This window comes from Streptococcus mitis (assembly GCF_047465045.1).
In the GTDB taxonomy this organism is placed as follows: Bacteria; Bacillota; Bacilli; order Lactobacillales; family Streptococcaceae; genus Streptococcus; species Streptococcus mitis_DT.
Genome location: NZ_JASHAR010000008.1, coordinates 1 through 12,445, shown reverse-complemented (window position 1 = coordinate 12,445; position 12,445 = coordinate 1). Strand labels below are relative to the sequence as shown.

Sequence of the window (12,445 nt, the reverse complement as noted above, 5' to 3'; positions counted from 1 at the left end):
TGGTTTGAAGAGATTTTCGAAGAGTATTAACTAATTTCTTCTTACCAATTCCACCATATCATAAGGCAGGGTATTGGCAGCTTCCTTCAGAGAATAGTTCTCTAAGTTATTCACATTTTGTCGTAACTTCTTGGCATACTTGGTCGTAATCAATCGTTTTTCTTCATATTCGAAAATCAACTTGCGCTCCAGATAATAGCCTCTCAGCATTTCATCGATATTGTTGGGCTTAACACGGTTGATAACCCGTTCGACAAAGGCACCACTGGTAATAATAGCTGTTTCTCGGAGACGAGAATCCTGCATGAAACTGATTAAAGAACTCTTGTAAACCCCTTTAAGGTTCTCCAAACTTTCGATAATCATCTCTGTATTTTCTAGATAGAGCTCTGCAATTTGATCATAGTCAAGGGCTCTAAGTTTCTGTGATTCTTCATTTCTCCAACTGCGAAAAGTCTTGCCTAAGGTAAAGACTTCGTGAAGGAGAAAACGTAAAATCCGCAAGGAAACAAGGAAATAATAGGTCAATCGTGAAGCAAACTTGCGATTGATACCTTGTTCCATGTTTTTCAGATAACGTTGGTAGACTCGATAGGCACGCTCACTCATCTTGTCCTCTTCGTAAGCCTGCTCTAAACCATCACTTTCAATACTGAGGATAAGAAGTTTCAAGGCCTCCCAGTCTTCTTGAGCCCCCTTATTTTCTTGACTCAGGATGAGATTCTCAATACGTCCATGATAATTGTCAATAGCCGCATAGAGGGGAAGTTTATTTCTAGTGTCTTCCAACTCTTTTTCCAACTCTATCGTTACTTCATTCAAAATGGCGATATGCATGAGATAGTCCCTGCTTTCTTCCTGTTCATCAGAAAGATGAGGCAAGACCACGAGGCCTGTTAAAAAGCTTACTAGCGTCACACCTGCGACAAGGAAAAGCAAGAGAGGATACTCCTGTTCTAGATTACTTGGTATCAGCAGGAGCGTAGCAATCGACACCGTTCCCTTAACACCTGAGAAGGTTAAGAGAAGCATGTCCTTCATATATTTATTTAGCTTTTTCTTGAGACGTCTAGTCCTATAGGCATAATAGCCATAAATCATGACAAAACGAATGGCAAAGAGGACAAAGGTAAGAGCGACAAGAGATACCAGCAAGAGCAGAGGATTATAGATTGGATTGGTCAAGATAGGTTCTGCTATCATTTCCAACTCCATCCCTAAAATCACAAAGACAGAACCGTTCAGCATAAAGTTCACTGTATGCCAGACCGTCTCGGTCACCGTATCCACTTGGGCTTCGAGGAGCGTAATTTTCTTAAAACGGCTTGCCTTTAAAATCCCAGCAACTACAACGGCAATAATCCCAGAAACGTGTACTTCTTCTGCCAGGAAGAAGGTCACCAGGGGCAAACTCAATTCTAATAAAAGTTCGCTGGCAATATCCGTTGCTCTCACACTTAGCAAGAAACCATGGAGGAAACGGTTGGTCATGGCTGTTAAAAAGCCAATCAAAAAACCGCCTAGGATTGAAAAGATGAGCGAACTACTCGCTTGCCCAAGGGAAAAGGCTCCAGTTGTCCAAGCTGTCAAAACTACCTGAAAGGCAACCAAGCCAGAAGCATCATTCAAAAGTCCTTCACCTTTAAGGATATTAGACACGCGCTTAGGAAAGCTAAACCGCTCCGAAAGAGAAGCAAAAGCCACCAAGTCCGTAGGGCCAAGAGCTGCCCCAACAGCCAAGCAAGCTGCCAAAGGAAGGCTGAACCAAAGAAGGTGGGCCAAGCCACCCAAACTCAGGGTCGAGATGAAAATCACTGGAAATATGAGATAAACAATGATTCGCCAGTGTTTTAAAATAGCCGTAATATCTGCTTCCTCCGACTCTCGGAAAAGCAAGGGTCCAATAACCAGTGCCAAAAACAACTCTGTATTGAGGTGAAAGTCGGTATTGGGTAAAAAGAGACCAATCACAATTCCCAAAAGAATTTGCACCAAAGGGAGAGGCAAAAAGGGCAGGAGCTTATTGGTTGTACTTGAGACAATCAAGACCAGTAAAAATAGGATGAGGTAAATCAGTAATTCCACGCACGTCCTCCTTAATCTTTTTTACAACAGGATTCAAATATCTCCTTCTGCTCTTTGATTTTTTGGTCAATCTTGGAACAATCCTTGTGCTCAATTTTTCTCTGGCACCGTTCCATTTCAAGAGCAACTAATTTTTTCTTGATTTTAAGCATTTTTTTGCTCATATGCGCTTGGTCTAACACACCCACTGCTCGTTCGTGGTGGGTTGATTCAACAAAATTCTGGCGCATGGCATCCAGCTTTTCACGTAGATATTGTTTATCCATGTCTATATCTCTCTAATTTTTCAATCATTACTAAAAATGGTGGGTTGTTGACTTGGTTTAAAGTTCGGTAAATGGCAGCTGTGTACTCTTGTTGGTTCAACTGACTGACAAAATTCAAGACAGCATTCCTCTCGAGGTCGCCTCCTTCATGACCATAGTAGATCATGATAGCAATCCGTCCCCCTTTGACAAGCAAATGACACAGCTTTTCTAATGCTTCAATAGTTGTATGAGGTCTGGTGATGACAGACTTATCAGCAGACGGCAAATAGCCCAGATTAAAAATTCCTGCCTTGACTTCTGTCACAAACTGGTCCAGTGTCTCATGACCTTGCAAGATTAATTGGGCATTTGTCAAGCCAGCTTGATGCAAACGCTCTTGGGTCTTTTCCAAGGCTTGTTCCTGAATATCAAAGGCATAGACTTGCTTGGCTAGCTTGGCTAAAAAAAGCGTGTCATGGCCATTTCCCATAGTCGCATCCACTACGATATCGTCCTGAGTTACAACCTCAGCCAAAAAATCATGTGCCATCTCAAGTGGTCTTTTCATTTTCAAACTCCTGTTTTACAGCCTTGCATCCTTGAACACTTCCACGACGTCTCATCTCCATCTCAATGCTGTTGAGGACTTCCCATTTATTGAGGCTCCACATAGGACCAATCAGCATATCCCTAGGTGCATCTCCTGTGATTCGATGGATGACGATATGCTTGGGAATGATCTCCAATTGGTCACAGATAACCTTGACATATTCGTCCTGGCTCATCAGTTGCAAGCGTCCTTCGTGGTAATCACGTTGCATACGCGTATTGGTCATCAGGTGAAGCAAATGCAGTTTAATCCCTTGAATATCGTTATCCGTGACACAGCGACGGACATTTTCAATCATCATCTCATGGGTTTCACCAGGAAGTCCATTGATCAGATGGGAAACAATCTCAATCTTGGGATACTTTCTCAAACGCTTGACCGTTTCCACGTACAACTCATAGGAATGGGCACGGTTAATCAGATCAGAGGTTGCTTCATAAGTGGTCTGCAAGCCCAATTCAACTGTCACATGCATGCGTTCCGACAACTCAGCCAAATATTCGATAGTTTCGTCTGGTAAACAATCTGGGCGCGTTCCGATATTGATTCCTACTACACCTGGCTCATTGATAGCCTGCTCATAGCGCTCTCGGATGACTTCCAGCTTTTCATGGGTGTTGGTAAAATTTTGAAAATAAACCAGATACTTTTGAACATCCGGCCACTTACGGTGCATAAAGTCAATTTCCTTATAAAATTGCTCACGAATAGGCGCGTCCGGTGCTACGATAGCATCTCCAGAACCTGAAACCGTACAAAAAGTACAGCCTCCATGAGCCACAGTCCCATCACGATTGGGACAGTCAAACCCCGCATCAATAGGGACTTTAAAAGTCTTTTCTCCAAAGAGTTTCCGATAATAATCATTCAAGGTATTATAAGATTTCATAACTTTCATTATAACAAAAAACACCCACAATCTCAAAAGCCTGACTTTCCTATAAATTCCTCTGTTTCTCATTTCCTTTAGCGACTTTTTATGATACAATATGGATATGATTTTAATGAAATTAGCATCTATTTTATTATTGATACTGACCTTAGTAGTCTGCATTATCATAACCAAACTTTTTAGATTAAAAAAACTAGGACGAAACTTTGCGGATTTGGCTTTTCCAGTCTTGGTATTTGAGTACTACCTAATCACAGCTAAAACCTTTACCCATAATTTCCTCCCTAGACTAGGCCTAGCCCTCTCACTCCTAGCCATTATTCTTGTTTTTTTCTTCCTTTTGAAAAAACGCAGCTTTTACTATCCTAAATTCATCAAATTCTTCTGGCGTGCAGGATTCTTATTAACCCTTGTCATGTATATCGAGATGATTGTTGAATTGTTCTTAATGAAATAATCGAATCCCTAAACATTTTCTAGGGATTTTTGCTTTCTCTACAAAATAGGATGACAATAACACTATACAATTTTATACAAAGAAAATCCCTTAGAAACTGGTATTCTAAGGGATTTATCTTCTATCTAAGACAAGAGTTTCTCTCCACTCTTTAATGATAACGAAAGTATCAAAATTTCTAGTCTTCTTTTTTACCTTTAGTGGCTACTAATCCTGCACTCAAACATAGAAGAGCTAAACCTGCCGCTACTGCTTCTTGGCTTGCCGCACTACCTGTATTTGGTAACTGTTCTTTTTGAGCTTGACTAGCTTCACTTGAATCAATTGGTTTTGTAGCTGCTTTTTCTGACACTTGTGGTTTTGTATCTACCGGCTGTACTGGTTTAGTTGCTTCACCAGCCATACCGACTTCTACGATGCGATCCTGAGCCATAACTTTATCATAGCTATCCTTCTCAGTTCGCTTACCATTTTCAACCTCGATCAAGTGAACACGGACTCCTTGTCTTCCTTCTTGGAGGACTCGAGTTTGACCTACTGGAAGTTTATCGTTCTTTTGTTCCTGAACTTTGAAATTGATTGTTTCTTCTTCAATTACAAGTTCTGGTCTGTTAAGCACAAGATTCTTAACTTCGTCTTCTGGAAGAGAGGTGCCTGGTTTCGTTCCAATTTCTAGGATACGAGCTTGAGCAACAACTTTATCATAAGTTTCTTTAAGTTGGCGTTTTCCGTTTTCCACTTCAATCAAGCGAACACGGACTCCTTGTTTTCCTTCTTGAAGAACACGGGTTTCACCTAGATACAACTTATCAGACTTACGTTCCTGAACCTTGAAATCAATTGTTTCTTCTTCGACTACAAGTTCTGGTCTGTTAAGGACAAGATTCTTCACTTCATCTTCTGGAAGGGCGGTGCCTGGTTTCGTTCCAACCAAGACGATGCGGTCTGTCGGTGCCTCTACCACTTCATGGAGTTTTTCTTCCTTACTTCCATCAGAATTAATTGCTGTAAAGATACGTTCCTTACCAACTTTTCCTTCTTGTTTTACACGAGTCTCACCTAGATACAGTGTTGAATCTTTTTTCTCAACTGTCTTGTAGGCCAAGTCTTTTTCAACCAATTCAAGTTTTGGAAGTTCCTCCTGTACAGCAGCAACTGTCTTCTCAGAAACTGGTTTTTCCTTAGTCAACTGGATACGGTATTCCTTAACTTGTTTTCCACTTTCTGAAACGAGGCGAACAAGTACTGGAAGGCTGTCTTCTCCACTATCTACAACTGTTGAAGCTACTTGATTGGTTTCTTCAACTGAGACTTTTGGACGTTGACCTTTATAGGTAATTTGATAATCTTGACGATTTTCAGCGAAATCAGGAAGTTCTTTTCCATCTACAAGAATCTTCGATTGAGTACTTTCTTGAGGCAATTCACTTGGTGCAAGGAAGGTCATCTCAATCATCGCAACACCGCTCTTATCTGCTTTACGCTCCATACGCCATCTCATGGCTTTAGCTTTGACAGCTTTAAATGTTACGTTGATTTCATCACCAGCTGCAATGTCTTTATCCGCACGATAAGGAACAGCTTCCCAATTTTCTGGATTGTTAAATGGATGTCCAGATTCGTATGCTTGGTAGTTTGAATAGTAGGTTGGCACTTCAAAGTCTGGACCGACATAGCGCTCTAAAACAAGTTTAGAAGGCGCATCCGTACCACTATCTGCAAAGAAGTGAAGTTTGGCTTGCGCAACAGTCCGTTCGACAATCTTACCATTTTCACGGAAGATCACACCTGCTGATACTTCTGAATTAGAAGATGGTGTTGGAGACCAGTTTGTCCAACGACGATTTTCTGAATGATTTCCGTCATTGAGATAGTCCACACGGTCATGGGAGTTTCTATCAATGTCGTTAGTGGCTGAAGCAAAGGCGCGGTTACTATTTTCATCATACTCTGGGTTATTTGAAAGAGCTTCACCAAGTTTGTCTGTCACTCGTACAGAGAATTCTGCAACGAGGTCGCTACCAAGGATACGGCCTCGAACAGTAAATTGACCTGCTTTTGTCAGATTTTCTGCTGGAACTTCTTCCCATTCAACTGTCAGGTCTTTTGTTTCGTAGCCGTCTTTACCTGTGAAGTATACAGGAACCTTAGTCGGCAATTCAAGAGGTTGCCCTACTTGTAGCAAGCGAGCTTGTTTAACCGCAGCAACTGGTTTACGAGAAAGTAAGTCTTTATCCTTAGTGAAGTGCAGACGGTATTCTCCTAAGATGTCGCCATTTTCAGCTTTCGCGATGACACGAACTGGCTCACCTTCACGAACGCTTGGAACGACGGTAGCGAGACCATTGTTGCTAACACTTGCTGTGACTGCAGGAACTTTTCCATCTACAGACTCAAGGTAGTAGTCTGTCAAATCAGGGTTGAAGTTTGCTAAGTCTTTGCCGTCAACTTGGATTCTTGTTTGTCCTTTTTTGGCTGCCGCAACTTGTTTCGCAAAGATTTGTACTTCTGTGATAGAAGTTCCAAGTTTGTTGTCTGCCCTTATCATACGAATACGTACAGCATAGGTTTCAACTTTATCAAAGCTAAAGTGGTTCATTTCTCCAGCCTTGAGTTGTGCTGGAGCTTTGAGATTGCTTACCTCTTTCCAGTTTGCAGGATCGTTAAAGACATGGTCCTCATTGCCTACAAAGCTAGGATTCTTAGGAGCTGTTGGAACAGTCTTACCAACATAATACTCAATCACATAAGATTTCGGTGCACCAACCCCATGGTCTTCGTGGAATCCGACACTTAGATTATCAACGGAGCGTTTGCTCAAGATACCTGAATCTCCAAACAGAACACCGACTGAAGCTTCTGGATTACTACGATTCCAGTTTGTCCAACGATTGGCTGGTCGGTCATTAAAGGAAATCAATTTATCGTTGACATTTGAAACAGGGTCGGTTGGATTTGAGTCTGAAGCAAAGGCAAGTGGCAATTCTGAACCGGTCCATTGGTCAGAAATGTTTGCACCTTGCTCAGTTTGAGCAGATACTCGAACATGAAGTTTAGTTGTTAATTGAGTACCTTCTAAGCGACCATTAACTGTAAAGACACCTTCCTTAGCGTATTGCTCTGGACGAATCGCTTCCCATGCAACCTTAGCTGATGAAACATGACCATTTGAATCATATGTACGAACGCTTTCTGGTAATTGTGGTACTTCTGCGATTGGTGTTGTCACACTAACTTCTTCAACTGAAACGATGCCTTCTACAGATACTTTAGCACGCGCTTCCAAGTCAATTCCTTCAACTTTACCTAGCACTTCAAAGCTTTGATAGTGGTCTAGTTTTTCTTTTAGAATAGATTGCCATGTGACTTTGTGAGTTTTAGGGAAACCTTTGTCATACTCAACCGTTACTGTTGACGGAAGAGTAGGTTCTTGATGCAAGTCAGTTACTACGTTTACTGGACGGATAGATTGCGCAACCTTCGTCTCAGTATTGGCCTGAATCGTGAGATAGATTTGACCTGTAGCACCCTCATATTCAGCTTTCAGAGTGACTGCTCCTGGTTTATGCAACTCAAGCATTCCTTTTCGGACTGCAACTTCCCCTTCACCGCTTGTAGAGAAGGTTACTTTATCAGCTGGTAATACAGCTTGCGTTCCATCTTGATAGTAAGCTCGAACCGACAATTTGACTGTTTGGTCTTCTTTAAGACCGTCAGCTTGTTCCACTTGCAAGTTCAAATGGTCAATTTTTGGTGCTTCTTCTAGGAATTGAATTGCATAGGTTTGAAGTGGGCCACCATCTTTAGGCTGAACAAAGATGCTCGCACGCATGCCGTTTGCTGCGCTTGCTTGAAGAACTGTAACATCAGCATTTTCAGCACTTGCTGTGACTTCTGGCAATTGGGCTCCATAAGCTAGAGTACGATATTGCATTGGTTGTTGACTAGTAAGGCCTGTTACTGCCTCACCACCAACAGTAACAGTTGGCACTACAGGTGCTGCAGAATTTCCTTCTTCTACCACAAGGGTTGCATGAATAGTTTCTCCAGCTAACTGACCAGTCATTTGAATACGTGATCCAGCTACTGAAAGTTTGGCTTTATCTGCTTCCGCAATCTCCCATCTATCTACTTCATACTCTTGTACACTTCCATCGGTTACAAGTATTGACACATATTTATCTACAGTGTTCAAGTCTGCTCCTGGAGCAACACGTTTAACTGTTGGTAATTCTTTCGCAATTGCTAGAACCTCGACACGAGCCTCTACCTCACGTCCATTTGCTGTACCTTTAGCAGTCACAACTCCTGCTTGACTAACATCGACTTGAGACCAAGTTACTGGAAGTTTTTCACGACTACCATCGCTGTATACAAAACCTACTGTTTTCGGCATTTTTGGATCTTTACCAATTAATGTACGAACTCTTGCTACTTCTGTCCCTAAAACAGTCTTTTCTTGTCCTTCTTTTTTACCAGTAAAGACAGTTACTTGACTTGATTTCAAGAGATCTGAATGGGCTGTCAGTGTGAATTTACCTGCTTGTTCAGTTGATTTGACAATGGCAACACCTTTACCATTAAAGGCTTTACGAATCCAAGAACCATCTGCTTGCGCCTTATAGCGTTCACGGCTGGCTTGTTCCCCGTTATCGACACCGACAAGTTGACCTTGTCCGTGCAATTGGAAGCGAACCAGATTATTGGCAGTTGGTACTACATTCCCTTGGCTGTCAACGATTTCGTAGTAGATGTATGTCAAGTCTTTTCCATCTGCTGCGATTGCATGGTCTTCCTTGATAAGACGAACAGCCGCTGGCTTACCAGCAGTCGTAATCTTATCTCGAGCAATTTCCTTGCCAGATTCATCACGAGCAATTGCTTCCAAGGTACCTAGTTTATAAGCAACCTTCCACTCGAGATAAAGCTCTTTAGCATTAGCTCCCTCTTGGTATGTTCTTCTATCGCTAGTTTGCTTTTTGTTAAATTTCTTCTCTCCTAGAGACTGGCCATTTAAGAACAATTCTACACTAGAAGCATTCGAATAAGCACGAACTGGAATCTTGCATTCTGAATCAGCTACTTTTGATGCTAACTCTTCATTTTCCCAGTTCCAGTGAGGAAGAAGATGGACCATTGGTTTCTTTTTAACTGAAACCCATTGACTTTGGTAGAGATAGAAGTCATGTTTTGGAATACCTGCAGTATCTACAATACCAAAGTATGAACTCTTAACTGGCGTGTGGTTTTGGTTATGCCAAGGTGTTGACTCCCCAATATAGTCTGTCCCAGTCCAGATAAATTGACCAGCATAGCCAGCATTGTCTCGGTCAAAAGTCCATAAATCTGTAGCTGTTTTACCCCAGCCGACTCTGTCATTACCGTAGTCTGACTGTTCGTAATTACGTTCATGTCCATTACTATGTTTCAATTCACATTCAGGATGATAATAACTACCACGAGTACGAGTTGCTGAAGAGATTTCAGAACCATAAATCAACCATTTTGGATGCTTAGCTCGAAGAGCTTTATAGTTATCTTCAGAGTAGTTAAAGCCAACAGCATCTAATTCTTCGGCAATTTTCTCATGTCCACCACTACCATTACCGAAACGGAACTTATCTGCTCCCATAGTAACGTAGCGTGTCTTATCAACGTCTTTAATAACCTTGACCAAACGCTTTACTGTAGCTAGTGAGTGAGCATCACCATTAGCTTCACCGATTTCATTACCGATTGACCACATAAAAACAGCAGGATTATTTTTGTCTCTCTACCATAGTACGTAGATCGTAGTCGGACCATTTTTCACCTTTTTTAGCCTCAGGATGGGTAGCATCTTTTTCAAAGAAACGTCCATAGTCATAAGGTTTCTTTCCGCCATACCAAGTATCAAAGACCTCTTCTTGAACAAGTAAGCCAAGTTCAGCTGCAATCTGTAAAGTCTGAGGACTTGCTGGGTTGTGAGTAGTACGAATCGAATTCACTCCCATTTCCTTCATCTGTTTCAGTCTACGGTACTCAGCTTTATAGTTTTCTTCTGCTCCAAGCGCTCCGTGGTCATGGTGCAAGGAAACTCCATGAAATTTAATGCGTTCACCATTCAAAGAGAAACCTTCATTTGGTGTCCAGTTATAGTAACGATAACCAAACAGGTCTTTCTTAGCATCCACAAACTGACCGTCACGATATACACGAGTAACCAATTAGAGATTTTGTATCTTCTCAATAATTTTATTATCCATATCAATCCACATGTTTATACTTTCTAGGTAAAGAACTAGCGTAATGTTTTGAATCATTAAACTTTGCATTATAAAAAATCATATTATTCCCAATAATTTCTTGCCATTTAGGAATCTCCTCACGATAAATACGATTAAGTCCATAAAAGTTCTTTACAATAAATCTAACGGCTCCAATATGATCTCCTAAACCAACCACACACAACACATCATGTTCCATATCATATACCCAATGACTTTTTGAATTTGTCAGAATTTCCCAAGCAAATTCCCAACCTCTCTCAAGCCAATCATGCCCTGGTCTGTAATAAACTTTTGTCTGACAAGATTCATCATTAAATCCATAAAAACAGTGACTACACAGTGTTCTGTTTTTATCTACCCACCAACAAGGACCATACTTTTCATTGATGCAAGGTGTAACCCAGTTGCAAGAACATCGTCTACAGATACCCATTTCCATTTTCTATCTCTCATTTATTCTCATACTTTTAGGTAGCTTTTTACTCGGTAAACAGTAACCTTCGGATAAGTCCCTTTTGCTATAAAATTCAGGACTATTTGTCATGATGTGATCACTTCTTCTCCATCCTCGACGAAGTTGTTTGTAAGATAAAGAAACACGCTTCTCAATTTCTTTAAAACTAAATCCCAACTTCAAATATGTTGTTACAATAGTAGTAGCATGTTCTTTGGACTCTTCGCTTCTTGTTCTTCGCTGAAAGTTAATCTGCTTATCTTCTTCATTTAATGCTATCTGATAATCAATAAACAACTTCCGCATTTCCATAATTTTATGTTGCCAGGCCAAACTGTAAGGCTGCCCTGAATATCGATTCACTAAATCCTTTACGGGTTGTTTAAATTTCAGCTGAAGAGGATCGAATTCGCCAAGGTCAGAAAAGGGAACAATGAAACCTAATGGTTCGCTTTGAATTAATTCATTGTATAGCGCTTCTCTGTCCATCCTAATGTATCTCCTTCTGTCAAATGCATGTCATTGAGTCAAATAAGCTTAACTGGATGGTTGTAGGCGCTTGTTCGCTGTTTCCATTCTTATCATGATCGATAACGTCAAAGATTTCTAACGTGTCTAAATTCATTACAATCTCTAATCCTAACATCGTTGAACTCCTTTTAAATAGAATTTTAAGCGAACAAAAAAGAGAACAGATTTCTCTGTTCTCCTAAAAATATTGAATTATTTGATTTTCTAAAAACTCTTACCACTTACAGCATATAAAATAATATTTTTGATTGTTTTGGTAACTTCTCAAAGTAACTTCCACTTGCCTGACCAAAGTGGAAATTAGTCTAAAACGGATTTTTATGGTGGAATTAAGTGTGAGACGTTTGAGTTAGAAATGAGATCTACTATGACAAAATATAAACACCTTACCCTTTCAGACCGTAATGACATCCAGCTAGGTTTAGAGCGCGGTGAAACCTTCAAAGCTATCGGGCAACTTATTCTAAAAGACCCGACTACTGTTTCCAAAGAAGTCAAACGAAACAGACAAGTCCGAGAGTCTACATGCGATAAGCTTCCTTGCCCTCTACTCGATAAGGCTACCTTTGTCTGTAATGGATGTCCTAAAAGAAGACAAAATTGTGGATTTAAAAAAATCTTCTACCTAGCTAAACAAGCTCAAAAACAGTACGAACAAACTCTTGTCGAAGCTCGAGAAGGAACTCCTCTCAACTCTCAGACTTTCTGGGACATGGATAAAATTATTTCTGATGGGATTAAAAAGGGGCAATACATCTATCATATCCTCAAAACTCATAACCTTGATGTCAGCTCCTCAACTCTCTATCGACACATCCGAAAAGGTTACCTGTCTATCGCTCCTATTGACCTAGCCAGAGCCGTTAAATTTAAAGAGAGACGGAAAAGTAAGCTACCTT

Annotated in this window: 8 protein-coding genes and 1 pseudogene; 2 read left to right on the top strand and 7 right to left on the bottom strand. The window is 40.8% G+C overall.

Features of this window, described 5'->3' with window-relative positions; genetic code table 11:
* Positions 1-30: 30 nt before the first annotated feature.
* From QM409_RS05685 to QM409_RS05670, 4 genes are read right to left on the bottom strand one after another with little or no spacing between them, the layout of a single operon-like run.
* On the bottom strand, positions 31-2,085 hold the full coding sequence (locus QM409_RS05685; protein WP_414305301.1) for a cation:proton antiporter: 2,055 nt from the start codon (positions 2,083-2,085) through the stop codon (positions 31-33).
* A gap of 11 nt (positions 2,086-2,096) precedes the next feature.
* A complete protein-coding gene (locus tag QM409_RS05680; protein WP_000361085.1) occupies positions 2,097-2,351 on the bottom strand; it encodes a hypothetical protein in 255 nt (84 codons plus the stop codon).
* Positions 2,344-2,901 (bottom strand): class I SAM-dependent methyltransferase, encoded by a 558-nt coding sequence (locus QM409_RS05675; protein ID WP_414305302.1) that lies wholly within the window; start codon positions 2,899-2,901, stop codon positions 2,344-2,346. The genes QM409_RS05680 and QM409_RS05675 overlap by 8 nt, the downstream gene beginning before the upstream one ends.
* Positions 2,885-3,841: a TIGR01212 family radical SAM protein gene (locus tag QM409_RS05670; RefSeq protein WP_371508887.1), complete on the bottom strand. Its 957-nt coding sequence runs from the start codon at positions 3,839-3,841 to the stop codon at positions 2,885-2,887. The genes QM409_RS05675 and QM409_RS05670 overlap by 17 nt, the downstream gene beginning before the upstream one ends.
* Before the next feature lie 91 nt (positions 3,842-3,932).
* On the opposite strand from QM409_RS05670, the gene QM409_RS05665 reads away from it, so the two are divergent.
* The gene (locus QM409_RS05665) at positions 3,933-4,292 is read left to right on the top strand and encodes a DUF3397 family protein (RefSeq protein WP_004269933.1); all 360 of its coding nucleotides are present in this window, start codon (positions 3,933-3,935) and stop codon (positions 4,290-4,292) included.
* Positions 4,293-4,470: 178 nt separating this feature from the next.
* On the opposite strand, the pseudogene QM409_RS05660 reads toward QM409_RS05665, so the two are convergent.
* The 3 genes and pseudogenes from QM409_RS05660 to QM409_RS05650 all read right to left on the bottom strand — a co-directional run.
* Positions 4,471-10,498: pseudogene (locus QM409_RS05660) on the bottom strand (Ig-like domain-containing protein); the annotation flags it as partial.
* Between the two features lie 40 nt (positions 10,499-10,538).
* Positions 10,539-11,000, bottom strand: coding sequence for a hypothetical protein (locus tag QM409_RS05655; RefSeq protein ID WP_414305303.1), 462 nt, complete (start codon positions 10,998-11,000; stop codon positions 10,539-10,541).
* A gap of 3 nt (positions 11,001-11,003) precedes the next feature.
* On the bottom strand, positions 11,004-11,504 hold the full coding sequence (locus QM409_RS05650; protein ID WP_414305304.1) for a modification methylase Sau96I: 501 nt from the start codon (positions 11,502-11,504) through the stop codon (positions 11,004-11,006).
* Positions 11,505-11,913: 409 nt separating this feature from the next.
* On the opposite strand from QM409_RS05650, the gene QM409_RS05645 reads away from it, so the two are divergent.
* The coding region (locus QM409_RS05645) for a helix-turn-helix domain-containing protein (RefSeq protein WP_414305738.1) at positions 11,914-12,445 on the top strand (532 nt) is incomplete at its 3' end.